The organism is Nonomuraea fastidiosa (assembly GCF_042751225.1).
Classification (GTDB): Bacteria; Actinomycetota; Actinomycetes; order Streptosporangiales; family Streptosporangiaceae; genus Nonomuraea; species Nonomuraea fastidiosa.
Genome location: NZ_CP170570.1, coordinates 6,041,826 through 6,067,351, shown reverse-complemented (window position 1 = coordinate 6,067,351; position 25,526 = coordinate 6,041,826). Strand labels below are relative to the sequence as shown.

The following is a 25,526-nucleotide window of genomic DNA, read 5'->3' as shown; positions in this document are numbered from 1 at the left end:
CGGTGGAGCAGGCCGAGGCGCGGGCGTCAGGCGGCGATACAGCCGGGCCGTCAGGTGGTGACGGAGGCCGGGCCGAGGAGCTGCTTGAGGTCGCCCATGAGCGCCGGCGACGGCGTGACCCGCAGCCGGTCGTCGACCCGCAGGACGGTGGTGCGCGGCCCGTTGCGCACCTGCAGGTGCACCTCGGACGTGCCGGGATGGGTGGTGAGGATCTCCTTCAGCCTGCCGACCACGGGCGGCGTGCAGCGGGCCAGCGGCAGGTTGACCTTCACCGGCCCGCCCGCCTCCTGGGTCAGGTCGGGCACCGTCACCTCCATGGCGATGATCTTGGCGACGTCCTCCCGCTTGTCGATGCGGCCCTTGACGAACACGATGGCGTCCTCGGCCACGACCGTCGAGCACAGCTGGTACGTCGACGGGAAGATCATCACCTCGATCGAGCCCGCGAGGTCTTCGAGCTGGGTCAGCACCCAGGTGTCGCCCTTCTTGGTGACCTTGCGCTGGACCCCGCTCAGGATGCCGCCCACGGTCACCACCTGCCCGTCGGGCCTGCTCTCGTCCTGTACGGCCGCGATCGAGCAGTCGGCCCCCGCCGCCAGGATGTGCTCGACGCCGAACAGCGGGTGGTCGGAGACGTACAGGCCGAGCATCTCCCGCTCGAACTGCAGCAGCGTGGTCTTGTCCCACTCCCCTTCGGGGATCTGCACGTCGAAGGTCTGGTCGTCGCCGCCGTCGATCGCCCCGAACAGGGAGTCCTGGCCGATGGCCTCGTTCTTCTTGATGTCGATGATCGCATCGACGGCCTGCTCGTGCACCATGACCAGGCCCTTGCGCTGGTGGCCGAGCGAGTCGAACGCGCCCGCCTTGATCAGCGACTCGATCACCCGCTTGTTGCAGACGGCGGCGGGCACCTTGCGCAGGAAGTCCTTGAAGTCGGTGAAGCGGCCCTTCTGCTTGCGGGCGTTGATGATGCCCTCGACGACGTTGGCGCCGACGTTGCGGATGGCCGACAGGCCGAAGCGGATGTCGGAGCCGCGCGGAGTGAAGTCGAAGTCGGAGTCGTTGACGTCGGGCGGCAGGACCTTGATGCCCATGCGGCGGCACTCGTTGAGGTAGAGGGCCGACTTGTCCTTGTCGTCCTTGACCGACGTCAGCAGCGCCGCCATGTAGGCCGCCGGGTAGTTGGCCTTGAGGTAGGCGGTCCAGTAAGCGATGAGGCCGTAGGCGGCCGTGTGGGCCTTGTTGAAGGCGTAGTCGGAGAACGGCAGCAGGATGTCCCACAGCGCCTTGATGGCCTCGGCGGAGAAGCCGTTCTCCTTCATGCCGCGCTCGAAGCTGGCGTACTGCTTGTCCAGCTCGGCCTTCTTCTTCTTGCCCATCGCGCGGCGCAGCAGGTCGGCGGCGCCCAGGGAGAAGCCGGCCACCCGCTGGGCGATGGCCATGACCTGCTCCTGGTAGATGATCAGGCCGTAGGTGGTCTCCAGGATGTCCTCGAGCGGCTTTTCCAGCTCGGGGTGGATGGGCGTGATCTCCTGCTGGCCGTTCTTGCGCAGCGCGTAGTTGGTGTGGGAGTTGGCGCCCATCGGGCCCGGCCGGTAGAGGGCGAGGGCGGCGGAGATGTCCTCGAAGTTGTCGGGACGCATGAGGCGCAGCAGCGAACGCATGCCGCCGCCGTCGAGCTGGAACACGCCCAGCGTGTCGCCCTTGGCGAGCAGCTCGTAGCTCTTGCGGTCGTCGAGCGGCAGCGAGAGCAGATCGACCTTCTCACCCGTGGTCGCCTCGATCAGCTTGAGGCAGTCGTCCATGATGGTGAGGTTGCGCAGGCCCAGGAAGTCCATCTTGAGCAGGCCGAGCGTCTCACACGTCGGGTAGTCGAACTGCGTGATGATCGCGCCGTCGGAGTCGCGGCGCATGATCGGGATGTGGTCGGTCAGCACCTCGCGCGACATGATCACGCCGGCCGCGTGGACGCCGGTCTGCCGGATCAGGCCCTCCAGGCCCCTGCCGAGGTCCATGGTGGCCTTGACGTCGGGGTCCTCCTCGTAGAGGCGGCGCAGCTCGCCCGCCTCGGCGTAGCGCGGATGGTCGGGGTCGAAGATGCCCGAGAGCGGGATGTCCTTGCCCATGACGGCGGGCGGGAACGCCTTGGAGACGCGGTCGCCGAGCGCGTAGGGGTAGCCGAGGACGCGGCCCGCGTCCTTGATGGCGGCCTTGGCCTTGATGGTGCCGAACGTGGCGATCATGGCGACCTTGTCGGCGCCGTACCGCTCGGTCACGTAGCGGATGACGTCGCCTCGCCTGCGCTCGTCGAAGTCCACGTCGACGTCGGGCATCGACACGCGCTCGGGGTTGAGGAACCGCTCGAAGATCAGGCCGTGCGGGAGCGGGTCGAGGTCGGTGATGCCCAGCGCGTACGCCACCAGCGACCCCGCCGCCGAGCCTCGCCCGGGACCGACCGGGATGCCGTTCTGCTTGGCCCAGTTGATGAAGTCGGCGACCACGAGGAAGTAGCTCGGGAAGCCCATCTGCTCGATGACGCCGATCTCGTACTCGGCCTGCTTGCGGTGCTCCTCGTCGTAGCCCTCCGGCCAGCGGCGGGCCATGCCCTCCCAGACGGCCTTGCGGAAGTACTCGGTCTCGCTCATGCCGTCGGGGATCGGGAACGTCGGCATGAGGTTCTTGTGCTCGAAGAAGCCGCTGGTGTCGACCTTCTCGGCCACCAGCAGCGTGTTGCGGCAGCCCTCGGCCCACAGGTCGGAGGAGTCGACGGCGCGCATCTCGTCGGCGCTCTTGATGTAGTAGCCGGTGCCGTCGAAGCGGAAGCGGTCGGGGTCGGACAGCCGCTTGCCGGTCTGGATGCACAGCAGCGCGTCGTGGGAGGCGGCGTCGGACTCGTAGGTGTAGTGGGAGTCGTTGGTGACCAGCGGCGGGATGTCCAGCTCGCGGCTGATGCGGATCAGGCCGTCGCGGACGCGGCGCTCGATGTCGAGGCCGTGGTCCATGATCTCCAGGAAGAAGTTGTCCTTGCCGAAGATGTCCTGATATTTCGCGGCGGCCTTCAGGGCCTCGTCGTACTGGCCGAGGCGCAGCCTGGTCTGCACCTCGCCGGAGGGGCAGCCGGTGGTGGCCATGAGCCCGTCGGCGTGCTCGGCGAGCAGCTCGGCGTCCATGCGGGCCCACTTGCGCACGAAGCCCTCGGTGTAGGCGCGCGAGGACAGCTTCATGAGGTTGTGCAGGCCCGTCTTGTTGCGGGCCCAGATCGTCATGTGGGTGTAGTAACCGCCCGCCGACACGTCGTCCTTGCGCTGGTGCGGCTCGCCCCACAGCACCGGCCGCTTGTTGTGGCGCGACTCCGGCGCGACGTACGCCTCGATGCCGATGATCGGCTTGACGCCCGCCCCCGTCGCCTGCTTGTAGAAGTCGTAGGCGCCGTGCATGTTGCCGTGATCGGTGATGGCGATCGCCGGCATGCCCAGCTCGCCGACCACCTGGAACATCTGCTTCAGCCGCGCGGCTCCGTCCAGCATCGAGTATTCGGTGTGGACGTGCAGGTGGACGAACGAGTCGCTGGACGACATGGAACCGCGCCTCCCAGTCTCGAAGCGGACGTGCGGATCAGACTTTAATCCCCGCCACTGACAGTCCGTATCTCCTCCCGGCCACAGCGGACCGGCGAGGCGGCGGCGGGCTTCGCACACGGCACCGATATCCTCGATGTCACGTTTCGTAGCCAAGGAGTGACTCGGTGCGCACGGAGACGGACGAGGGATACCGCAAGGCGCTGGGCAACCGGCAGGTCCAGATGATCGCCATCGGCGGGGCGATCGGCGTGGGCCTGTTCCTGGGCGCGGGAGGCCGCCTGGCCGCCACGGGGCCCGCCCTCGTGCTCTCCTACGCCATCGCGGGACTGGCCGCGTTCTTCGTCATGCGGGCGCTCGGCGAGCTGGTGCTCTACCGGCCGGTGGCGGGCTCGTTCGTCGAGTACGCGGGTGAGTTCATCGGACCGTGGGCGGCCTTCGCCAGCGGCTGGATGTACTGGATCAACTGGGCGTTCACCGGCATCGCCGAGCTGACGGCGATCGCCGCGTACATCCACTATTGGGCGCCCGCCTTCCCGCAGTGGATGACGGCGCTGATCGCGCTCGGCATCGTCATGACCGTCAACCTGCTGTCCGTGCGGCTCTTCGGCGAGCTGGAGTTCTGGTTCGCGCTGCTGAAGGTGCTGGCCATCTCGACCTTCCTGATCGTGGGGCTGGTGCTGGTGGTGTTCGCGGTGGGCGACGCCGGGCCGCACAACCTGGTGGCGCACGGCGGGTTCTTCCCGACCGGGTTCCCGCTGGTGCTGATGAGCCTGCAGTCGGTCGTCTTCGCGTACGCCTCGATCGAGCTGGTCGGCATCGCCGCCGGTGAGACGGCCAGGCCGCACGAGGTCATGCCCCGCGCGATCAACGGCGTCGTGTGGCGCATCGCGATCTTCTACGTCGGCTCGGTGCTGCTGCTCGCCATGGTGCTGCCGTGGACCGCCTACCGCGCCGGCACCTCGCCCTTCGTGACCGTCTTCGCCGGGCTCGGCGTGCCCTGGGCGGCCGACGCGATGAACCTCGTGGTGATCACCGCCGCCGCGTCGTCGTGCAACTCCGGCCTGTACGCCACCGGCCGCATCCTGCGTTCGATGGCGCTGAAGCGGGAGGCCCCCTCCTTCGCCGCCACGCTCAGCTCACGCCACGTGCCGATGGGCGGCATCCTGTTCACCGCGTCGATGCTGCTCGGCGGGGTGGCGTTGTTCTACTTCCTGCCCGAGCGGGCCTTCAACATCGCCACCGCCTGCGCCTCGCTCGGCGTGATCACCACGTGGGGCGTGCTGGTGTTCTGCCAGACCCGCCTGCGCCGCAGCGGCCACCGCTCCACGTTCCCGATGCCCGGCTCCCCCTACACCAACTGGCTGACGCTGGGCTTCCTCGCGCTGGTGGTGCTGCTGATGCCGTTCGCCGACGAGGACCAGCTCGTCGCGTTCTTCCTCATCCCGGTGCTCGCGCTCGGCATCGCGCTGGGCTGGCACGTGGTCAAGCGGCGCCGCCACACGCCGGAGCCGCCGGGCCCGGCCGACCCGACCGGCCCCACGGACCCCACGGACCCGGCCGATCCGGCCGATCCGGTCGCCCGGCCCTGACCCGTCCGGACATACCCGCCCCGGAGATCGGCTCGGTAGTCTCGTCAGCGCAGCCATGAGGAGTCGCCGCTCGGGGAGGTCGCGCTGGACGGGGCTGGACGGGACACCAGGTGGTCGCTCATCAAGGTCGGGGTGGCGGTCGCGACCGGCGTGGTGCTGGCGCTGGCCTGCCTGCCTCTGGGGGTCTATCCGAAGCTGGCCTGCGCGCTGCTCGACGCGGGCTGCCCGCCCGGCTCGCCCGCCGGCGACCTGCCGCGGGTGACCCGGCTGACCGCCCTGCAGGCCGCGCAGAGCGGCACCTACGTGGCGCTCGGCGACTCCTACTCCTCCGGCGAGGGCGTCTACGAGCTCGACGAGCAGCCGATCAACGAGGGCGCCGACCGCTGCCACCGGGCCACCGGCTCGTACGTGCCGCTCGTCGCCAAGGCGTACCGGTTCGGCGGCGGCACCGCCTTCTACGCCTGCAGCGGCGCCACCACCCGCCAGCTGCTGACCGGGCAGCACGGCCAGCCGCCGCAGATCTCCCGGGTCGGCGCGGGCACCAGCCTGATCACGCTCAGCATCGGCGGCAACGACGCCGGCTTCAGCAAGGTGCTCACCGGGTGCATCGCCAAGCTCCCCTGGTCGTCGGCGTGCGTCGATCAGGAGACCGCGGTCAGCCGGCGCATCGAGGAGCTGCGTACGAGCGTGCTCCAGGTGCTCAGGGAGCTGCGGGTGCGCGCGCCTGAGGCGCGCGTGATCGTGCTCGGCTACCCGCGGCCGTTCCCCGAGGACCCGGTGGCCACCGTCGACAACCTGAGCGTGGCCGACCAGCGCTGGCTCAACGACGTCACGCGGCGGCTCAACGACACCGTGGGGTCGGTGGTCAGGGACTTCGACCGCGCCATCGCGGCCTTCGGCGCGCCTGGAAGCGCCGAGTACATCGACGCTTACGAGGCGTTCAGCGGGCACGAGGTGGGGCAGCCCGCGCCGTACCTGAACGGGCTGGCGGTGGACGTGAAGGAGCTGCGCGTCAACGCCCGCAGCTACCACCCGACGGGCGAGGGCTACCGGCGCTTCGCCGAGCTGATCATCAAGCAGATCGCCGACGGCCCCGGCCGCCCGCTCAACAACCTCCGCCTCAGCCGGCCACCCCCGGCTGACCCAGGGCCCGTCGCGTACGGCCCGGATGACGCGCCTTGCGTGCGGGCCGGGCCGTCCTCAGGGTCGTCCGCCGAGGCGCGGTCCCGGCACCGCAAGGCGCGCGTGTCGCCCGGTCAGCGGGGTGCGCGCTGCTCCGACAGGCGCAGGCCGGCCTCGATGACCGCGTTCATGATCGGGGCCAGGCCGGACTCGCCGAGAGACGGGGCGCGCAGGGCCATCCGGGCGACCAGGGCGCGTTCGCGGTCCATGTCGCGTCCGGCGAAGCCCCCGACCGGCTTGATGCGCTGGACGATGCCCGCCAGCTCCACCCGGCGTTCGAGGAGCGTGGCCAGCGCGGCGTCCACCCGGTCGATCGCCGCGCGGCACTCGGGCAGCGTGGCGGGCGACTCGGGGCGCAGCAGGCCGCCGACGACGGTGACGGCCTCCTCGGCGAGTGCCCGGCCGTCCTGGCCGGCGATCAGCCCGTCGGCACCGGCGGCGACGGCAGCGGCGGACAGGCCGGGGTCGCTGGTGACGTCCACGAGCACGGGACGTCCCGAGGCGGCCCGAGCCGCGCGTACGAGGCTCAGATCGGGCCGCCCGCCCTCGCACAGGATCACCCGCCCGTCGCCCTCGGCTGCGCAGTAGTCGGCCAGCCCCAGCCACTCCTCCAGCGACGCTCCGGGACGCCGTTCCACGACGACCGGCAGCCCGAGCCCGGCCGCCGCGCGTACGAGGGGGATGTCACGGGTCCACGACGCCCCCACGATGACCGCATGCGCGTGCGCGGCGATCGCCGGAAGGTCCGCCGCGCCGGCCGGTTCGACGAGCGTCACACCACGCCCCGGCGCCCCGGGCCGCGCCCCTGCGACGTCGTCCGCGGGCCGTGCTGACCCCGCCCCGGACGGCACTGCGGACAGCGCCGTAGACGGCCTTCCAGGCGTCCTCCCGGACGGGACCTCAGAACGCCTCTCAGGTGGCGCCCACGGCGGCGCTGCGGGGGCTCTCGGGGGCTCGGCGGGGCGATCGCGGAGGCTGATCCGGGTGTCGATGACCACGGCGGGGCCGTCGCCGAGCGGCACGCCGCCGAGCGTGATCCGCGACCGGCATTCCTGCTGACGTTCCAAGGTCGATGACATACCGACTCCTCGTCAAAGGCCGGCCCCCTGGAGCCGGCGGGGAAACGAAAAAGGCAGAGACGGTGGTCTCTGCCTCGTGCCGACTCCAGGTGGTCGCTAGCGTACGACCGGCTCTCCTGGAGCCGGCTCGGTAAACGCGTAGCGACGCAAGGTCATGTTTGAACTCTACACCCGGCCTCCACCTGCTGGTCGGCACTTCTCGCATGCCGGAGTGGCCTTCGAGCGAGTCGCCGTTGATCCCTGCCTATGGGAGTATTTCTTGGCCTAGAGGAGGGTTTGAGGCCGTTGATGTCGGATCGTAAGCAGGAGGGACGCCGCATCGCCGGCCGCTACCAGCTGCAGGAACCCATCGGCAGGGGCGGGATGGGCATCGTCTGGCGTGCCTACGACGAGCTCTTGGACCGCACGGTGGCGGTCAAGGAGGTCAGGTACGCCGCCGCCCTCGGCGAGGAGGTGCAGCTGCTGAACCGGCGCACTATGCGCGAGGCGAGGGCGGCGGCTAGGTTCGAGCATCCCAACGTGATCGTCGTGCACGACGTGATCGAGGAGGACGACCGGCCCTGGATCGTCATGCAGCTCGTCCAGTCGCGCTCGCTCGGTGCCGTGATCAAACAGGACGGGCCGCTGCCGCCCAAGCGGGTGGCGGAGATCGGCCTGGCGGTGCTCGACGCGCTGCACCGCGCCCACGAGGCGGGCGTGCTGCACCGCGACGTCAAGCCCGAGAACGTCCTGCTCGCCGACGACGGCCGGGTCGTGCTCACCGACTTCGGCATCGCGACGCTGGAGACCGAGACGCAGCTGACGGTGACGGGCCTCGCGGGGACGCCGGCGTTCATCGCTCCCGAGCGGCTCAAGGGCCTGCCCGCGCGCCGCGAGTCGGACCTGTGGTCGCTGGGCGCCACCCTCTACACGGCGGTCGAGGGACGCTCGCCGCACGAGCGCGGCATGGCGCTGGCGACCATGCACGCCGTGCTCACGGACGAGCCCGACCCCGCGCCGAACCTGGGACCGCTCCACGACGTGATCATGGGGCTCCTGGCCAAGGAGCCGGTGCAGCGGCTGACGTACGAGGAGACGCAGCGCATGCTGCGCGACGCCATCGCGGTCCTGTCGCAGCCGAGCCCGGCGCCCACGGCGCAGTTCCCCGCCGCCCGGTTCCCCGCGCAGGAGCTGCGGGTGCCAGAGCCCGCGCAGAAGCCGGCCCGCAAGCCGGTGCAGCCGCCTGCCCCGGGGTCCGGGCCGCAGCCGGCCAGGCCGAAGCGGCCGGGTCCGGCCAAGGCGCGGCGGCCGTACGCGCCGGTGGAGGACGACCTTCCCACCGACCCCGGCCTCGCGCCCGCACGCTCGCAGGCCGCGCCCTCGTCCGCCGGAGGCGTGCCGGAGACCGGGGTACGGCTGTCGCAGGCGCCGACGGCGGCGCCGCAGCAGTCCGCACAGCCGCCCGTGCAGGCCCCGGCGCCGCCCATCGGAGAGTCCACGATGGACGCGACCGCCAAGGGCGAGCAGCGGCGCGTGCTGCCGATCCTGGCGGCGGCCGCGGCCGTGTTACTGGTCGCGGGCGTCGGCGGCTACCTGGGCCTGAGCTCGGCCCCTGACGACGCCGGCGGCAACCAGGCGGCGGTCAGCACGGTCCCGGCCGCGCCGAGCGCGTCCGCGCCGCAGACGTCTCCCGCGTCGCCGCCCGCGTCCCCCTCGGCCTCCCCGGCGGGCGAGACGTCGCCGGCCGCGCCGCAGTCGCCGAGCCCCGAGCCGAAGCCCAAGGAGACGAGGGCCGCGCTGCCGTCCGGCTGGAAGATGCACACGGACAAGAAGCTCGGTTTCTCGATCGGGCTGCCCAAGGGCTGGGACGAGTGGCAGCGCACCGGCAACGGCGTCGAGTTCAAGGGGCCGGGCGGAGCGCCCAACGCGCACGTCCGCATCGAACGGGCGTCCAAGCTGGGCAAGGACCCGCTCAAGGGCTGGAAGAAGCTGGAGCCGCGGCTGAAGCACCAGTACGGCGGCTATCGCAAGCTCGGCATCAAGAAGGTGTCCTACCGCGAGGCCGCGGCCGACTGGGACTTCATCTGGCCCACCCAGACCGGCAAGTCCCGCATCCGCTACCGGGGGTTCATCGCCGAGGACGGCAAGGCGTACGCGATCTACTGGCACACGCTGAACAGCCACTGGAAGGACGATTACCACTTCTTCGAAGGGTTCTGCGCGACGTTCAAGCCCAAGAAGTAGGCTGCGCGACGTGCACGTCAGCAATCGGTACCGCCTCCTCGAGCCGATCGGGGAGGGCGGCATGGGGGTGGTCTGGCGGGCCTACGACGAGCTGCTCGACCGTACGGTGGCGATCAAGGAGGTCCGCTACACCGGGGTCGGCGACGCCAAGCGGGCCGAGCTCAACCGCCGTACCATCCGCGAGGCCAGGGCGGCGGGGCGGCTCGACCATCCGTCGGTGATCGTCATCCACGACGTCGTCGAGGAGGACGGCCGTCCGTGGATCGTCATGCAGCTCGTACGCTCCCGTTCCCTGGCCCGGGTGATCTCCGAGGACGGGCCGCTGCGTCCCGAGCAGGCCGCGGTGATCGGCGGCCGGGTGCTCGACGCGCTGCGGGCCGCCCATGCCACCGGGGTGCTGCACCGCGACGTCAAGCCCGAGAACGTGCTGCTCGCCGATGACGGCCGGGTCGTGCTCACCGACTTCGGCATCGCGGCGCTGGAGACCGAGGGCGGGCTGACGGCGACGGGCGGGCTGGTGGGGACGCCCGCGTACATGCCGCCCGAGCGGCTCAACGGCGAGCCCGCGCGGCCGGAGTCCGACCTGTGGTCGCTCGGCGCGACGCTGTACGCCGCCGTGGAGGGGCGGCCGCCGTTCAAGCGCGACTCGTGGGCGGCGACCGTGGCGGCGGTGCTGCGCGACGACCCCGAGCCGCCCGCGCGGGCCGGGGCGCTCGGGCCGATCGTGATGGGGCTGCTGCGGCGCGAGCCCGAGGCGCGCCTGCCCGCCGCCGAGGCCGCGAGGCTCCTGTACGACGTCGCCGCCACCGCTCCGCCGCGCCCTGCCGCCACCGCGGACGCCCCCTGGCAGGCCCCCGCGGGCTCCCCCTCCCCGGAGGGCTCATGGCGCGCCACATCACCTCAGGAGGGCTCCTGGCGCGGCACCCCGCCTCCGGACGCTTCTCAGCGCGACACGCCGCCTCCGGATGGCACCTGGCCTGCCACGCCGCCTCCCGGCGCTTCACGGCCCGACACGCCGCCTGCCGACGGCTCCTGGCGTGCCACACCGCCTCCCGGCGCTTCACGACCCGACACGCCGCCTGCCGTCCCCGCTGACGGCGGCACCCCGCCGCCCGATGCCTCGTGGCACCAGACGCCGCGCAGCGCGCACGACGGCATCCCGACCGGTGGCCGCCCCGATGCGACGCTCGACGGGCGAGGCGGCGGGCGGCGCAAGGCGGTGTTGATCGCCCTGCCGGCGGCGGTGCTCGCCGTGGCGGCGCTGGGCGGCGGTGGCGTGCTGCTGTACGACCGCCTCGCGGGTACGGCCGCCGCTCCCCGGCCCTCCCCCACGCCCGCGCCCACGGAGCAGCCCTCGGAGCAGCCCTCGCAGGAGCCCTCGCAGGAGAACGTCACGACCGCCCCCACGACCGGCGTGCCCACCAGGGAGGCCACGGAGGAGCCGGCCGTAAAGCCCACCGAGGAGCCCGTCGACGAGCCCGAGATCCCGGACGGCTGGCGGGCGTACCGGAACACCGCGGGGCGCTTCCAGATCGCCGTCCCTCCGCGCTGGCGGGCGACGAAGACGGCGGGCCGCGACAGCGTCGAGTTCACCCGCCCCGGCACCCCCGGCAGGCTGCTCGTGGAGTGGACGATCCCCGACGTCCCCTGGAAGGACCCCGAACGCCACTGGGTCCTCCTGGAGGCGGAGATCCGCAGGAAGGGCGACTTCGAGCAGTACCGGCGGATCGCCATCACCCCCACCGAGTTCCAGGGCCGCCCGGCCGCCGACTGGGAGTTCACCCGCGTTGATCAGGGCGTGACGATCCACGTCATCGACCGCGGCCTGCGCACCGCCGAGGGCCGCCCGTTCGCCGTCATGTGGGAGACCACGCAGGACCGCTGGGAGCGGGACCGCCACTACTTCGACGACTTCCTCAGGACGTTCAGACCGCTATGAGCAAGATCACCGAGGAGCGGGCGACGTTCTGGCGGCATCCGGCGGTGCCGGAGACCGACCTGCTGAAGGCCCGCTACGTCACCCACCGCTTCTCCCGGCACGTGCACGACGGCTACGCCATCGGGCTGATCGTCTCCGGGGTCGAGGAGTTCGACTACCGGGGCACGCTGCACCGGGCGGGGGCGGGCGAGATCGTGCTGGTCAACCCGGAAACGGTGCACACCGGGCAGGCCGGGGTGCCGGGCGGGTGGGCGTACCGGATGCTCTATCCGTCGATCGAGACGGTCTCGGCGATCGCCCGCGAGCTGGGCGGGCCCGGCGGGACGCCGTACTTCCCGCAGCAGGTGGTGCGCGACGACGAGGTGGCGGCGCTGCTGCGGCGCGCGCACCAGGCGGCCGAGCGGGGCGACGCGCTGGCGACCTCGACGCTGAGCCGTACGCTGTTCGCCCGGCTGCTGATGCGGCACGCCGCGCCCAAGCCGCCCGCCACCGGGACGGCGGAGAGCGGCCGGGCCGTGCGCGCGGCGCTGGAGCTGCTGCACGAGAGCCTGGTGGACCCGCCGACCCTCGACGACCTGGCGGAGGCGGTGGGGGCGCGGCCGTTCCCGCTGCTGCGGGCGTTCAAGGCGGCGACGGGAATGCCGCCGCACGCCTACCTGATCTCGCTGCGGGTACGCCGGGCGCGCGAGCTGCTGCTGAGCGGGATGCGCCCGGCGCAGGTGGCCGCCGAGGCAGGCTTCACCGACCAGGCCCACCTCAACCGGCATTTCAAGCGGGTCATGGGCGTACCGCCCGCCGTGTACCAAAGGGCCGCAGGATCGTACAAGACCCGACATTCAGGCGGCACATAGCCTCGGTAGGCATGGAACCGACAACTCACCGTTCCGCGGCCGTGCGGGACGGTCTCGGCGTGGGCCTGGCCGTGGGGCTGTCCGGGCTCGCCTTCGGCGCCGCCGCGATCACGGCGGGCCTGTCCGTGCCGCAGGCGTGCGTGCTGAGCCTGCTGGCGTTCACGGGCGCCTCGCAGTTCGCGCTGACGGGCGCGGTGGGCGCGGGCGGCGACCTGCTGGCGGCCGGCCTCGGCGCGCTGCTGCTCGGCGGCCGCAACACCCTGTACGGCCTGCGCCTGGCCGACCTCCTCCAGGTACGCGGCCCGCGCAAACTGCTGGCCGCCCACGGCGTCATCGACGAGACCACGGCCGTGGCGATGGCCCAGCCCGACCCCCGCTCGGCGCGTACGGGCTTCGTCACCACGTTCGCCACCCTCTACATCACCTGGAACCTGACCACGCTGGCGGGCGCGTACGGCACCTCGTCCCTCGGCGACCCCGGCGTCCTCGGCCTGGACGTCGTGGGCCCGGTGGCGTTCCTCGCGATCCTGTGGCCCCGGCTGAAGGACAGCGGCGAGCTGCGCGCGCTGGCCGCGAGCGCGGCGGCGATCGCGCTGTGCACGACGCCGTTCTTCCCGCCCGGGGTGCCGGTGCTGCTGTCGGCGGTGGCGGTGCTGGTGGTGATGGTGCGATGACGTTGTGGTGGGCGATCGCGCTGGTGTGCGCGGGTTGTTACGCGCTGAAGCTGGCGGGCCTGGCCGCGCCGCGCGCGGTGCTCGACCATCCGAAGGTGCGCAGGTTCGCGGAGCTGGTGCCGGTGGCGCTGCTGGCGGCGCTGATCGCGGTGCAGATGTTCACGCAGGAGGGCGGGCTGGGCTTCGACGCCGCCCGTACGGCGGGGCTCGGCGCGGGCATCGTGGCCCTCCTGCTCCGCGCGCCTTTCCTGGTCGTCTTGGCGGCCGCGGCGGCGATGACGGCGCTCGTCCGGTTCCTTCTGGGGTAGCCGGCGGTGCATGTCCGAGTGCGCGGTGAAGCGATCAAGGAGGTGCCCCGCCTCCTGACCTGACGGACGCCGGACGCGAGGTCTTCGCGGCGCGCACGTCACGCGCGGCGGCGGCCGGTCCGGTCCGGTCACGCCGCGCGGCACGCCGCCGCCCGCCCGCGTCCAGCCCAGGGCCACGGAGGGTGCGCACACAGGACCCCGAACCGCGCCCCAGCACGTCCGGAACGCGCTCAGAACGCACGGACAGCCGCTCAGAGCGGGCGGACGGCACAGACACCGGACGGGACGGAGGAAAGCGGCGAGTCCCCCTCAGAGGCGCCCGGCCGGATCGAGGGCTCGGACGGCGGCCGATCCGGCTCGGACGGCGGCCGATCCGGCTCGGACGGCGGCCGATCCGGGGCGTGAAGGCGGCAGGACCGGCGGGCGCGCGGCTCAGGACTCCGCGCGTACCAGGTCGAGCGCCTTCTGCAGGTCCTGCGGATAGTCCGTGCTGAACGACATCCACTCGCCGGTCGTCGGATGCTCGAACCCGAGCGAGACCGCGTGCAGCCACTGCCGGGTGACGCCCAGGCGGGCGGCCAGCGTGGGGTCGGCGCCGTAGAGCATGTCGCCGACGCACGGGTGGCGCAGCGCCGACATGTGGACGCGGATCTGGTGCGTACGCCCCGTCTCCAGCTTGATGTCGAGCAGGGAGGCGGCGCGGAACGCCTCGACCGTGTCGTAGTGGGTCACCGACGGCTTGCCACCGGCGACGACGGCCCAGCGGCCGTCGCCCGACGGATGCCGGTCGATGGGCGCGTCGACGGTGCCCCTGAACGGGTCGGGATGCCCCTGCACGAGCGCGTGGTAGCGCTTGTCGACCGTGCGTTCTTTGAAGGCCCGCTTGAGGAACGAGTAGGCGTGCTCGCTCTTGGCCACCACCATCGCGCCCGTGGTGTTGGCGTCCAGGCGGTGCACGATGCCCTGGCGCTCGGCGGCGCCGCTGGTGGCGATGGTGTGACCGGCTCCCAGGAGCCCGCCGATCACGGTGGGGCCCGTCCAGCCGACCGTGGGGTGCGCGGCCACGCCGACGGGCTTGTTGATCACGATGATGTCGTCGTCCTCGTACACGATCGTCATGCCGGGCACCGGCTCGGCCACCGGCATGGGCGCGGTGACGGGCGGGGGCATCGTGACGTCGAGCCACGCGCCGGCGTGCACGCGGTCAGACTTGCTCGGCACGCGGCCGTCGACGAGCACCTCGCCGGCGCCGATCAGCTCGGCCGCGCGGGTGCGGGAGAACCCGAAAAGTCGCGAGAGCGCGGCGTCCAGCCGCTCGCCCTCCAGCCCGTCGGGCACGGGCAGGCTGCGCCGTTCAGCCATCCTCGGCCACCTCCTTCGAGCCGTCGATCTGCACGTTGCGCCAGGCCAGGATCACGGCCAGGATGCCGCCGCAGACGATGGCCGAGTCGGCGATGTTGAAGACGGGGAAGTAGTCGATGACCGGGAAGTTGCCCGGCAGCACTTCGATGAAGTCCACGACGTGGCCCTGAAGCTGCGTGGAGCGTCCGAACCCGGAGGGGTAGCGCAGCAGCCGGTCGGTGAGGTTGCCGACGGCGCCGCCCAGCAGCAGGCCGAGCGCGACCGCCCACGAACGGCTGCCGAGCTTGCGCGCCGTACGGATGATGGCGACGACCACGCCGGCCGCGATGAAGGTGAAGACGAACGTCATCCCGGTGCCGATGCTGAAGGCGGCACCGGAGTTGAAGATGACCCGGAACTGGAGCACGCCTGGGATCACGACCAGGGGCGCCTCACCCTCGAGGGTGCGCAACACCACCGTCTTGGTGACGAGGTCGGCCGCGTAGATCACGGCCGCCAGCGCGACGAGGACGGCGACCAGGCGCCCGCGTGGCCTGCCGGCGGTGCTCCGCCGGCCTACCGGCGCTCCTCCTTCTGCTTGCAGGCCACGCACAGCGTCGCCCTGGGGAACGCCTGGAGGCGTTCCTTGCCGATCGGCTTGTGGCACGATTCGCACACTCCATAGGTCCCTGCGTCGATCCTGGCGATCGCACGTTCGTTCTGCGCGACCAGATCGCGCGCATTCAGGGTAAGGGCGATCTCGCGTTCGCGCTCATACGTCTTCGCGCCGGCGTCGGCCTGGTCGTCGCCCGCGCCCTGCGTGACGTCCCCAGAGGCTATCTCCGTCTCGTGACGGAGGATGTCCGCCTCGAGCTCGTCGATCTCCTTCTGGAGCCTGCCGCGTACCTCGGCCAGCTCCTCATCCGACCACATCGACGGTGTAGCGGTCTGCGTGCCTGCCGCCATGGCTGCCTCCATGCTGATCAAGGCCGTGAATGGTGCGGGCAGCTTAGGATCCTGATAACGGAACGGCAAACGACCCGCCGGACGGTTTACCTAGCCCGTACTATCCCGCCTCGCGCATTCAACTCCTCCACAGCGGCGTCCATTCCCACATCTTTGCGCCCTTTACGACTCACGTACCGCTGGGAGGCGGGTGACCTCCTGAGGCGGGAAACGTGGAAGCCTTGACCTCGACTCTGCGTTATGGTTTGAGTCTGCAAGGCGTTGATGGGGCCCGCTGTGAGGGATATCACCCCGGAGCCGCCGGAAGAACGGCTCGCGCGAGCTTATTAGAACCGGCAGCAGTCAAATGAAGAGGGCCTCGCCTTCGGGCGGGGTCAAGAAGGGTGGTACCGCGGGGCCGCGAGGCTTCGTCCCTTCACGCCACAGCCCTATCGGCCGATTCACGCGTGGAGGTCACGCCCGAGATGTCTTCCCCAACGTTCCGCTCTCTTCCCGCGCAGGTCGACCTGCCCGCGCTCGAGCGCGAGGTCCTGGACCGCTGGCGGGACGGGAAGATCTTCGAGCGCTCCGTCGAGCAGAACGCCGGCAACCCCTCGTGGGTGTTCTACGAGGGCCCGCCCACCGCCAACGGCCTGCCCGGCGTGCATCACGTCGAGGCCCGCGTGTTCAAGGATCTGTTCCCGCGCTACAAGTCGATGCGCGGGTTCAGCGTTCCGCGTAAGGCCGGCTGGGACTGCCACGGCCTGCCCGTGGAGGTCAGCGTGGAGCGCGAGCTGGGCCTGTCCGGCAAGAAGGACATCGAGTCCTACGGCATCGCCGAGTTCAACGCCAAGTGCCGCGAGTCGGTGCTGCGGCACGTCGACGCGTTCGAGCAGATGACCGAGCGCATGGGCTACTGGATCGACCTGTCGCAGGCCTACCGCACGATGGATCCGTCCTACGTCGAGTCCGTGTGGTGGTCGCTGAAGGTCATCTTCGACAAGGGGCTGCTGTTCCGCGACTTCCGCATCACGCCCTACTGCCCGCGCTGCGGCACCGGGCTGTCGGACCACGAGCTGGGCCAGCCGGGCGGCTACGAGACCATCTCCAGCCCGTCGGTGTACGTCCGCATGCCCGTCACCTCCGGCCCGCTGGCCGAGCTGGGCGCCTCGCTGCTGATCTGGACGACCACGCCGTGGACGCTGGTCTCCAACACCGCGGTCGCCGTGCACCCCGACGTCACGTACGTCGCCGCCCGCACCGCCGACGGCGAGGTGCTGGTCGTGGCCGAGCCGCTGCTGTCCGTGCTGGGCGAGGGCGTCACCGAGGTCGCCCGCTACACCGGCCGCGAGCTCGAGCGCACCACCTACCGCCGGCCGTTCGACCTGGTCGACATCCCCGACGCCCACTACGTCGTGCTCGGCGACTACGTCACCGTCGAGGACGGCACCGGCCTGGTCCACCAGGCGCCCGCCTTCGGCGCCGACGACATGGCCGTCATCAAGCGGTACGACATGCCGATCGTCAACCCGATCGGCCCCGACGGCCGCTTCCTCGAGGACGTCCCCATGGTGGGCGGCCGCTTCTTCAAGGACGCCGACGAGGAGCTGACCGAGGACCTGCGGCGGCGCGGCCTGCTGTTCAAGGGCGGCCACTTCGAGCACAGCTACCCCCACTGCTGGCGCTGCCACACCCCGCTGCTCTACTACGCGCTGCCGTCCTGGTACATCCGCACCACCGCCGTCAAGGACCAGATGCTGGCCGAGAACTCCGGCACCAACTGGTACCCCGACACCATCAAGTGGGGCCGCTTCGGCGAGTGGCTGCGCAACAACGTCGACTGGTCGCTGTCGCGCTCCCGCTACTGGGGCACGCCGCTGCCGCTGTGGGTGTGCGAGCAGGACGAGTCCCACGTGACGTGCGTCGGGTCGCTGGAGGAGCTGGGCAGGCTCGCCGGCCGTGACGTCTCCGCCCTCGACCCCCACCGCCCGTACGTCGACGACGTCACGTTCGACTGCCCGACCTGCGGCGCTCTCGCCCGCCGCGTGCCCGACGTCATCGACGCCTGGTACGACTCCGGCTCCATGCCGTTCGCGCAGTGGGGCGAGCGCGGCAAGCCCGAGGGCGTCTACCCCGCCGACTTCATCTGCGAGGCCACCGACCAGACGCGCGGCTGGTTCTACTCGCTGATGGCCGTCGGCACGCTGGTCTTCGGCCAGTCCTCCTACCGGAACGTGCTCTGCCTGGGCCTGATCCTCGCCGAGGACGGCCGCAAGATGAGCAAGCACCTCGGCAACGTCCTCGAGCCGATCCCGCTGATGGACCGGCACGGAGCCGACGCGCTGCGCTGGTTCATGGCCTGCTCGGGCTCGCCGTGGGCGGCCCGCCGCGTGGGGCACGCCACGCTGGAGGAGATCGTCCGCAAGGTCCTGCTGACGCTCTGGAACACCGCCTCCTTCTTCACCCTGTACGCCAACGCCGAGTCCTGGTCGCCTGCCCAGCTCGCCGAGGCCGTCCCGCCGGCCGAGCGCCCGCTGCTCGACCGCTGGGCGCTGTCCGAGCTGCACCGCACCGTGGCCGAGGTCACCGCGGCGCTCGACGACTACGACACCCAGCGCGCCGGCCGCCGCCTGGCCGACTTCCTCGACGACCTGTCCAACTGGTACGTGCGCCGCTCGCGCCGCCGCTTCTGGCAGGGTTCGGAAGAGGCGTTCGCGACGCTGTACGAGTGCCTGGAGACGGTGCTCAAGCTGATGGCGCCGATCACGCCGTTCATCACCGACTACCTGTGGGACGTCCTGCGCGGCGAGGACACGCCGACCTCGGTGCACCTGGTCTCCTGGCCGCAGGCGCGTGAGGAGCTCATCGACACCGAGCTGTCAGAGCAGATGGCCCTCGTCCGCCGCCTGGTCGAGCTGGGCCGCTCGGCCCGTGCCTCCTCCGGGGTGAAGACCCGCCAGCCGCTGCGGCGGGCCCTGGTGGGTGCGCACGGCTGGCCGTCCCTGCCCGACGAGCTGCGCGGGCTGGTCGCCGAGGAGCTCAACGTCCAGGCGCTCGAGGACATGTCGGGCTTCAGCGCCGACCTGGTGTCCTACACGGTCAAGCCCAACTTCCGGGCGCTGGGCAAGCGGTTCGGGCCGCGTACCAAGCTGGTGGCCGCCGCGCTGGCCGCCGCCGACGCCACCCGCGTGGCGCGCGCCCTGCGCTCCGGCTCCACCGTCATGGTCGAGGCCGAGGAGCTGGGCGAGGTCATGCTCGGCCCCGACGAGGTGATCGTCAACGAGCAGCCCCGTTCCGGCTGGGCCGTCGAGACCGGCGCCATCGGCACCGGCACCGGCGAGACCGTGGCGCTCGACCTGGAGCTGACCGACGAGCTGCGCCGCGCCGGCCTGCTCCGCGAGGTCATCCGCCTGGTCCAGGACGCCCGCAAGTCGACCGGCCTGTCCATCACCGACCGCATCGACCTGTGGTGGAGCGCGTCCTCGCCCGACCTGGCCACGGCGCTGCGCACTCAGGGCCAGGTGGTGACCGAGGAGGTGCTCGCCACCTCGTTCACCGAGGGCACCGCCCCCGACCTGCCCACCCACGCAGACGAGGACCTCGGCCTCACCTTCCAGCTCCGCCGCGCTCAGTAGCCGCTCGTCCGGGGGCGTACGCACCCCGGACGGTAAGGACCCATCGAGCGGGCCCCGGGTACCAGCACCCGGGGCCCGCTTCGTGGCGTCAGGCTGTGTGATGGCGCCCGCAGGAGACGGCACCCCCACCCCGCCCGCCACGCAGGCAGAGACACCCTCACCTCACCCGCCCGCGCAGGGAGATGCCTGACCTCACCCGCCCGCGCCAGAGAGATGCGTTACCTCACCCGCGCAGGCAGGAACAGGCGACCACCCCGCGCCGAAGGCGGATGCGCGTAGCCCACTCGCTCTGACGGAAAGGCAGCGCGGCGCGGCTACGTCTCGCACACAGGAATGGCTGCGTTCCGCACAGTTCCGCACGCAGGAATGACGCCCCCGCGGATGGACACCCCGCAGAAGATCGCCCCACAGCTTCAAAGAACGCCCCACGAAAGAACGCCCCGCAGCCCCGACAGAACGCCCCACGAAAGAACGCCTCACAGCCCTCGAAAGGACGGCTCACGGCAGGACGACCCGCAACGCCCGACAGAACAGCCCACGGCAGGACACCCCGCAACGCCCAACAGGACGGCCCACGGCAGGACGACCCGCAACGCCCGACAGAACGGCCCACAGCAGGACGCCCCCACGAAGAGACGCCCCGCAGAAGAACATCCTGAGTGGCCTGCGGCAGAGACTGACTTACGGCAAGGCAGGTGGCCGGAGGCGTCAGCTGACGGTTTCGCGGTCGTGCTGACAGACCGGGCAGCTCGTCAGCCCGGCGGCCTGGGCGGCGGCGAGGGTCATCGACTCGACGCCGTCACCCGCTCCCCGGACCAGCGGGCACGCCGAGCCGTGGTAGCGGCGGGTGCCGATGATGACCTTGACGGTCTGCGGCCCTCGCTCCTTGCCGTTTCCGGCCCCGTTCGCGTTGCCGTTGGCCCCGGTGGAGCCGTCACCGGCCTTGCCACCGGACGAACCGGCCTTGACACCCGCAGCCTTGGGATCTGCGGCCTTGGCTGCGGCACCACCGTTGGACGGGCCGCTCCCCTGATCGCGAGGCCCTTGCCCGGGAGAAGCGCTCCCCTTGGCGGCCGACGCTCCCTTACCGGCGGACGAGGCGGCCTGCTCACCGCCACCGGACGCCCCGCTCTTCCCCGGCGTGGCCCCGGGCTTGGCACCGGAGGACGTGACCGGCGCGCCCGGAGGCAGCGGCCCCCGAGGCTTGGCGGTCGCCTCTGCCGAGGACGCGGGCCGCTCGTGCAGGATGACGGTCTCCCCCGGCGCGGGCTCGTCGCCACCGCCGGACGGGCGCTTGGCCGACTCGCCTCCCGACGCCGACGACCGCTCCGAAACCTCGGACGACCCGGACGTCCCCGGGCGTTGCGGCGCACCGGACTTAGCGGACGATCCAGGACGCTGCGGCCCACCGGACGATCCGGGACGCTGCGGGCTGCCCGACGCGGTCACCCGAGGCTGCGGCGCCGTAACGGGCCCGGCGTCGTCATCGCGCTCGCCAGGACCGGCCCCCTGCCCGGCCTTGCCGTTGCCCTGTCCTGCCTTCCCGGACGCGGACGCACCGGCCGTACCGGGCTTGCCGGACGCAGACCCACTGGACGCGCCGGGCCTGCCGGACGCGGACGCACCCGTCGTCCCCTGCTTCCCGGGTGCGGACGAGCCGGATGTCCCAGGCTTTCCAGCCGTGGCCCCAGCGGCCGTGCCCGGCTTCGCGGCCCCGGACGCACCGGCGGCCGTGGCGGCCTTCCCGGACGCGGGCTCCCCGCTCGTCCCAGGCTTGCCGGAAGCGGGCCCGCCCGCAGCACCCGGCTTCCCGGACGCGGACACACCGGACGCTCCGGACTTTGCGGGCGCGGGTGTGCTGGACGTTCCGGGCTTCCCGGGGGCAGACGCACCGGGCGTCCCAGGCTTGGCGGGCGTCGACGCGGCGGCGGTGCCGGGCTTGCCATCGGGCCGACCGGGACGACCGGCCTCACCACCCGACGAGCCGACACCACCCGGACGACCAGGACCGTCACCGGACGAACCAGCACCCGCACGACCAGGACCGTCACCGGATGAACCAGCACCCGGACGGCCAGATGCGTCACCGGAAGGAGCGGCACCCGGGCGGCCAGGCGCGCCGCCGGACGGACCAGTGGCACCTGGGCGGCCGGGCTTGTCGCCGGGCCGATCGGGGCGGGCCGAGCCCGAGCCCTGGACGGCCTTGGCCGGGCTGGGACCCGAGCCCTGGGCTGCCTTGGCCGGGCTGGGAACGTTGGGAGAGGTCTCGTCGTCGGAGCCCCCGGCGGTGGCGGCGGACTCCCGAGAGGCGACGGACGCGGTCTTCGGCGAGGACGCGCCCTTACCGGGCGTGCCCTTGGCCGGCGTGCCCTTGGCCGGCGCGCCCTTCGACGGCGCGCCCTTCGGGGAGCCGGGCTTGCCGGACGTTCCTCCCGAGGCCCCGGGCGCTCCACCCGAGGAGCCGGACTCGCCGGCCCCGGGCGTGGAAGGGCCGCCCTTCGAAGGACCGGCCTTCGGAGATCCGGATCGGGAGGGCGCGGTGCCGGCCCCGCGCGAGGGCGGCGGCCGGAAGTAGGAAGTCTCTGACTCCGCCTGCTCATCGTCCGAGCCGGTGCCGGTCTCGGGGGCGGCGGAGGTGGAGCCCGATGCCTGGTCGGCCGGGGCGGCCTTGGGACGGCCGAACCACCCGGCGGCGCCTTCCTCGTGGGCGGCGGCAGGCTCCGGGCTGGGGGTGGAAGCCTTCGTGCCGGGCTTCGGCGGGGTGACCTGCGGACGAACGTCGCGGGTCTCCGCGGAGTCTTCTGCTCGGTTCTTGGCAGAAGCGGTGCTGGAGTGGACGGCGGGCTCGGGGTCGGCGGCAGGCGGCAGCTGCCGTCCGCCGAGCGCGGCGTCGGGCAGGCACGCCGTGCAGGGCGTGAAGCCCTCCTCGCGTGCCTCCTCGTACGTGAGCTCCTCGTGTTCCCGCCCGACCAGCTGCCTGCACCCGTGGACGTGGTAGCGCTTGCGTCCAGGGATGACCAGCACGATCGCATCCGGCGCGATGCCGGCGGCCGCGGGGCGGCGCGGTGCGGTGGCCGGGGTGGCCGCCGTGCGCTGCTGCGGTGCCTGCGGATGCGGTCGGGGCTGCGGGGGCGGCTGATGAGCCATGGGGCCGGTCTGGGTGTACGGCGCCGCGGACGGCATGAGCCCCTTCGGGGGGGTGGCCGGCGCAGCGGCCTGCCCACCTCCGGGAAAAAGCTCGTTCCGCCGCAGAAACGCCCCGATCACCAGGAACAACGCGGACAGCACGCTGACCACGATGGACCACATGATCAGGAACGGCTTCGCCAGTACGAAGCCCGCGATCAGCAGCACCACTGCCGCGAGCACCAAACCAGCACTGATAAGGATCACAGAGGGCTCTTTCGAGTGGCAGGTCCTAGTGACCCGTTACTTTACCGCCGGTCGTTGTGAGGACCGTCACCGCCGGGGAAAGCGCCCTGCGGAGCGTCGCCGCCGAACGGAGCGGGGCCTCCGGGCAGCGGCTGCTGGCCGCTCTGGGGCACGGCGTGCGACATGGCGGGTGCCTGGCCCTGCGGACCGCCGGACAGCACGGGGAAGCCACCGCTGCCTTCGGCGGACACGTTGAGCTCGGCGAGCTGGTTTTCGAGGTAGAGCTTGAGCCTGCTGCGGTATTCGCGTTCGAAGCTGCGGAGTTCCTCGACCTTGCGCTCGAGCTCGTCGCGGGTCTGCACGAGCGAGCCCATCGCCTGGCGGTGGCGCTCCTGGGCGTCGCGCTCGAGCGTCTCGGCGCGAGCCCTGGCGTCGCCGATGACCTGCTCGGCCTGGCGGCGTGCCTTGGTGAGGATCTCGTCGGCCTCGCGCCGGGCCCGGGTCACCGTCTCGTCCGCCTCCCGGCGGGCGTCGGCGATCGCCTGGTCGGCGGTCTGCTGGGCCAGAGCGAGCACGCGGGCCGCGGTGTCCATGTTGTCCTCGGCGGGCGGCATGTTCATGCCCACGGGGACCTGGGGCTGCTGCGGCTGCTGCTGCGGCTCGGGCGCCCGCATGGGCTCCGGCTGCGGCGGCTGCATCATCTCCGGCTTGGGCTGTTCCTGGACAGGCGCCGAGGCCATGGGCATGTTCATGCCGCCCGGCACCTTCCCGCGCAGGCACTCGGCCAGCTTGGCGCGGAGCTCCTCGTTCTCTTGGATCAGGCGGTCAAGCTCAGCTTCCACCTCGTCGAGGAAGGCGTCGACCTCCTCCTCGTCGTAGCCCGGCCGGAGCCGGGTGGTACTGAACTGCTTGTTCCGCACATCAGCGGGCGTCAGCGGCATTTTTTGGTCTCCTTGGCGCGCTTGGAGTCTGTCCGGAGGACGGTAACCCGAATCACTTCAGCGCGGACACGAGTTGGAACACGACCGGCGGCCTCACAGGCCATGCTCACCGTGGGCCGAGAGCCTGGGCGATCTGAATCAAGATCAGAACCACGATGAACAGGACAGTGAAGCTTAGGTCAAAGGCCACCGTACCCAACCGGAGCGGAGGAATGAAACGGCGGAGGAACTTGAGGGGTGGGTCAGTTGCGGTGTAGGTGGCCTCCGCCACGACGAGCACCACGCCCGACGGACGCCACTGACGTGCGAACGCCTGCACCGTCTCAAAGATCATCCTGCCGATGAGCAGCACCAAGTAGAGAGACAGGACTACGACCAAGATCCCACTAACGATCTCCACGGCCCGGCCGCGCCTCCACTTCTGATGTGCCTCCAGGCCTTGGGGAGACCTGGTTGGGTCCGATAGGCATACACAGAGACTCTAACTCTGATTGAAGAACCCGCGTTCCGCGATTCGAGCCTTGTCCTCGGCGGTCACCTCGACATTGGCAGGGGACAACAGGAACACCTTGTTGGTAACACGTTCAATGCTGCCATGTAGGCCAAAGACGAGACCTGCCGCGAAATCAACCAGCCGCTTCGCGTCACTGTCGACCATCTCGGTCAGGTTCATGATGACGGGGGTCCCGTCACGGAAGTGCTCACCGATTGTACGCGCCTCGTTGTACGTGCGAGGATGCAGGGTCGTGATGCGAGCCAGATCCGTCGTACGGCGTTCCACGATGGTCGTGGTCGGCCTGGGCGCGGGGCCGCCGGTCTCGGGCTCGTCGTCGCGGTCTTGGACCGCGACAGGACGCTCCTCACCGGGGCGCTGCACGTCGTCGTCGTAGGCGTAGTCGTCGGTGTAGGTCTCGTACCTCTCGTAGCGGTCGTCCTCCACGAGACCGAGGTAGACCGCCATCTTGCGCATCGCGCCGGCCATCGCTACGTCGTCCTCCTGCTCATGGTCGCACTCGCTCGGGCCCGTCGCCGTGCCCTGAGGCGGTAGGCGTACCCCCTGGAGCTCACCGCTGATCGACCTCTACTTGGTCATGGGCCTGAAGACCCACTTGAGGGGACATTACCTGACGAAGGGCTTGCGACGACCGAGCAACGCCGTACCGACCCGAACGTGTGTCGCGCCGTACGCGATCGCCTCGGCGAGATCGCCGCTCATCCCGGCCGAGACCATGGTGGCCCGGGGGTGCTGCTCCTGCAGCGCCGTGGCGAGCTCGCGGAGCCTGGCGAAGGCCTTGGCGGGCTCCTCGCCCAGCGGGGCCACCGCCATGACGCCGCCCAGCCACACGCCTTCCGCCAGGGCCACCTCGTCGGCCAGCGCGAGCAGGTCGTCGGGCCGCACGCCGCCCCTGCCGGGGTCGTCGTCGAGCGCGACCTGGACCAGGCAGCCGATGCGCCGGCCCTGCCTGACCGCCTCCTTGCTGATGGCGCTCACCAGTTTGGAACGGTCGACGGAGTGGATCACGTCGGCGTACGAGACCACCGAGCGGACCTTGTTGGTCTGCAGCTGACCGACGAAGTGCCAGGTCAGCGGCAGCCCGGCCAGCTCGCGCGCCTTGGGCGCGGCCTCCTGGTCGCGGTTCTCGCCGATGTCGCGCACGCCCAGCTCGGCCAGGATGCGGATGTCGTCGGCCGGCCTGGTCTTGGTGACGGCGATCAGCGTGACCTCGCTCCGGTCGCGGCCCACGGCGTGGCACGCCGCGGTGATGCGCTCCTCGACCTCGGCGAGACCGGCCGCGATCTCGTCCCTTCTCACGTGCCTCTCCTTCGTTACCGCGCCGCCCGCTGCCCCGCCGGTCCGGCGCGCCC

The 25,526-nt window shown here is 71.5% G+C and carries 17 protein-coding genes and 1 pseudogene; 8 read left to right on the top strand and 10 right to left on the bottom strand.

The features are described from left to right. Nucleotides 1-50 precede the first annotated feature (50 nt). A complete protein-coding gene (gene dnaE / locus ACFMQL_RS27955) occupies nucleotides 51-3,578 on the bottom strand; it encodes a DNA polymerase III subunit alpha (protein ID WP_364054768.1) in 3,528 nt (1,175 codons plus the stop codon). Nucleotides 3,579-3,745: 167 nt separating this feature from the next. Between dnaE and ACFMQL_RS27950 the strand changes: the two genes are divergently transcribed. Both ACFMQL_RS27950 and ACFMQL_RS27945 read left to right on the top strand, forming a co-directional pair. Then, nucleotides 3,746-5,170: an amino acid permease gene (locus ACFMQL_RS27950; protein WP_364054771.1), complete on the top strand. Its 1,425-nt coding sequence runs from the start codon at nucleotides 3,746-3,748 to the stop codon at nucleotides 5,168-5,170. Between the two features lie 132 nt (nucleotides 5,171-5,302). Then, nucleotides 5,303-6,229, top strand: a pseudogene (locus tag ACFMQL_RS27945) (SGNH/GDSL hydrolase family protein); the annotation flags it as partial. A gap of 197 nt (nucleotides 6,230-6,426) precedes the next feature. Here the strand turns inward: ACFMQL_RS27945 and ACFMQL_RS27940 are convergent. Next, a complete protein-coding gene (locus ACFMQL_RS27940) occupies nucleotides 6,427-7,431 on the bottom strand; it encodes a chorismate mutase (protein WP_378787792.1) in 1,005 nt (334 codons plus the stop codon). A 288-nt stretch (nucleotides 7,432-7,719) separates the two neighbouring features. Between ACFMQL_RS27940 and ACFMQL_RS27935 the strand changes: the two genes are divergently transcribed. The 5 genes from ACFMQL_RS27935 to ACFMQL_RS27915 are packed head-to-tail and all read left to right on the top strand — an operon-like array spanning nucleotide 7,720 to nucleotide 13,426. Then, nucleotides 7,720-9,654 (top strand): protein kinase, encoded by a 1,935-nt coding sequence (locus tag ACFMQL_RS27935; protein ID WP_364054780.1) that lies wholly within the window; start codon nucleotides 7,720-7,722, stop codon nucleotides 9,652-9,654. A gap of 10 nt (nucleotides 9,655-9,664) precedes the next feature. Then, on the top strand, nucleotides 9,665-11,593 hold the full coding sequence (locus ACFMQL_RS27930) for a protein kinase (protein WP_378787790.1): 1,929 nt from the start codon (nucleotides 9,665-9,667) through the stop codon (nucleotides 11,591-11,593). After that, a complete protein-coding gene (locus ACFMQL_RS27925) occupies nucleotides 11,590-12,444 on the top strand; it encodes an AraC family transcriptional regulator (protein ID WP_364054786.1) in 855 nt (284 codons plus the stop codon). Before ACFMQL_RS27930 ends, ACFMQL_RS27925 begins: the two co-directional genes overlap by 4 nt. Before the next feature lie 11 nt (nucleotides 12,445-12,455). Next, complete coding sequence (locus ACFMQL_RS27920) at nucleotides 12,456-13,118, top strand: AzlC family ABC transporter permease (protein ID WP_364054789.1); 663 nt, start codon at nucleotides 12,456-12,458, stop codon at nucleotides 13,116-13,118. Continuing rightward, nucleotides 13,115-13,426, top strand: coding sequence for an AzlD domain-containing protein (locus ACFMQL_RS27915; RefSeq protein WP_364054792.1), 312 nt, complete (start codon nucleotides 13,115-13,117; stop codon nucleotides 13,424-13,426). The genes ACFMQL_RS27920 and ACFMQL_RS27915 overlap by 4 nt, the downstream gene beginning before the upstream one ends. Nucleotides 13,427-13,858: 432 nt before the next feature. Here the strand turns inward: ACFMQL_RS27915 and ACFMQL_RS27910 are convergent, their stop codons facing one another. From ACFMQL_RS27910 to ACFMQL_RS27900, 3 genes are read right to left on the bottom strand one after another with little or no spacing between them, the layout of a single operon-like run. After that, a complete protein-coding gene (locus tag ACFMQL_RS27910; protein ID WP_364054795.1) occupies nucleotides 13,859-14,788 on the bottom strand; it encodes an RluA family pseudouridine synthase in 930 nt (309 codons plus the stop codon). Continuing rightward, on the bottom strand, nucleotides 14,781-15,308 hold the full coding sequence (gene lspA / locus ACFMQL_RS27905) for a signal peptidase II (RefSeq protein ID WP_378790214.1): 528 nt from the start codon (nucleotides 15,306-15,308) through the stop codon (nucleotides 14,781-14,783). The genes ACFMQL_RS27910 and lspA overlap by 8 nt, the downstream gene beginning before the upstream one ends. A 35-nt stretch (nucleotides 15,309-15,343) precedes the next feature. After that, entirely contained in the window at nucleotides 15,344-15,745 is a 402-nt protein-coding gene (locus ACFMQL_RS27900) for a TraR/DksA C4-type zinc finger protein (protein WP_364057500.1), read from the bottom strand. Between the two features lie 452 nt (nucleotides 15,746-16,197). Here ACFMQL_RS27900 and ileS point away from each other — a divergent pair, with 452 nt between their 5' ends. Beyond that, nucleotides 16,198-19,347 carry an isoleucine--tRNA ligase gene (ileS, locus tag ACFMQL_RS27895; RefSeq protein ID WP_378787787.1) on the top strand — a complete coding sequence of 1,050 codons (3,150 nt, stop codon included), beginning with the start codon at nucleotides 16,198-16,200 and terminating at the stop codon, nucleotides 19,345-19,347. Between the two features lie 708 nt (nucleotides 19,348-20,055). Here ileS and ACFMQL_RS27890 read toward each other — a convergent pair. The 5 genes from ACFMQL_RS27890 to ACFMQL_RS27870 form a co-directional block, all read right to left on the bottom strand. Further along, nucleotides 20,056-22,719 carry a hypothetical protein gene (locus ACFMQL_RS27890; RefSeq protein WP_378787785.1) on the bottom strand — a complete coding sequence of 888 codons (2,664 nt, stop codon included), beginning with the start codon at nucleotides 22,717-22,719 and terminating at the stop codon, nucleotides 20,056-20,058. 62 nt (nucleotides 22,720-22,781) lie between these two features. Next, the gene (locus tag ACFMQL_RS27885; RefSeq protein WP_378787783.1) at nucleotides 22,782-23,660 is read right to left on the bottom strand and encodes a DivIVA domain-containing protein; all 879 of its coding nucleotides are present in this window, start codon (nucleotides 23,658-23,660) and stop codon (nucleotides 22,782-22,784) included. A 106-nt stretch (nucleotides 23,661-23,766) separates the two neighbouring features. Continuing rightward, on the bottom strand, nucleotides 23,767-24,060 hold the full coding sequence (locus tag ACFMQL_RS27880) for a YggT family protein (RefSeq protein WP_364054810.1): 294 nt from the start codon (nucleotides 24,058-24,060) through the stop codon (nucleotides 23,767-23,769). An 81-nt stretch (nucleotides 24,061-24,141) separates the two neighbouring features. Beyond that, a complete protein-coding gene (locus ACFMQL_RS27875; protein WP_364054813.1) occupies nucleotides 24,142-24,642 on the bottom strand; it encodes a cell division protein SepF in 501 nt (166 codons plus the stop codon). 138 nt (nucleotides 24,643-24,780) lie between these two features. After that, nucleotides 24,781-25,473 carry a YggS family pyridoxal phosphate-dependent enzyme gene (locus ACFMQL_RS27870; RefSeq protein ID WP_364054816.1) on the bottom strand — a complete coding sequence of 231 codons (693 nt, stop codon included), beginning with the start codon at nucleotides 25,471-25,473 and terminating at the stop codon, nucleotides 24,781-24,783. Between the last annotated feature and the right edge of the window lie 53 nt (nucleotides 25,474-25,526).

Bases quoted from the DNA above. Each gene is read 5' to 3' on its own strand.
- dnaE (WP_364054768.1), bottom strand. From the start codon at position 3,578: ATGTCGTCCAGCGACTCGTTCGTCCACCTGCACGTCCACACCGAATAC.
- ACFMQL_RS27940 (WP_378787792.1), bottom strand. From the start codon at position 7,431: ATGTCATCGACCTTGGAACGTCAGCAGGAATGCCGGTCGCGGATCACG.
- ACFMQL_RS27935 (WP_364054780.1), top strand. From the start codon at position 7,720: ATGTCGGATCGTAAGCAGGAGGGACGCCGCATCGCCGGCCGCTACCAG.
- ACFMQL_RS27925 (WP_364054786.1), top strand. From the start codon at position 11,590: ATGAGCAAGATCACCGAGGAGCGGGCGACGTTCTGGCGGCATCCGGCG.
- ACFMQL_RS27920 (WP_364054789.1), top strand. From the start codon at position 12,456: ATGGAACCGACAACTCACCGTTCCGCGGCCGTGCGGGACGGTCTCGGC.
- ACFMQL_RS27915 (WP_364054792.1), top strand. From the start codon at position 13,115: ATGACGTTGTGGTGGGCGATCGCGCTGGTGTGCGCGGGTTGTTACGCG.
- ACFMQL_RS27910 (WP_364054795.1), bottom strand. From the start codon at position 14,788: ATGGCTGAACGGCGCAGCCTGCCCGTGCCCGACGGGCTGGAGGGCGAG.
- ACFMQL_RS27900 (WP_364057500.1), bottom strand. From the start codon at position 15,745: ATGGAGGCAGCCATGGCGGCAGGCACGCAGACCGCTACACCGTCGATG.
- ileS (WP_378787787.1), top strand. From the start codon at position 16,198: ATGTCTTCCCCAACGTTCCGCTCTCTTCCCGCGCAGGTCGACCTGCCC.
- ACFMQL_RS27885 (WP_378787783.1), bottom strand. From the start codon at position 23,660: ATGCCGCTGACGCCCGCTGATGTGCGGAACAAGCAGTTCAGTACCACC.
- ACFMQL_RS27875 (WP_364054813.1), bottom strand. From the start codon at position 24,642: ATGGCCGGCGCGATGCGCAAGATGGCGGTCTACCTCGGTCTCGTGGAG.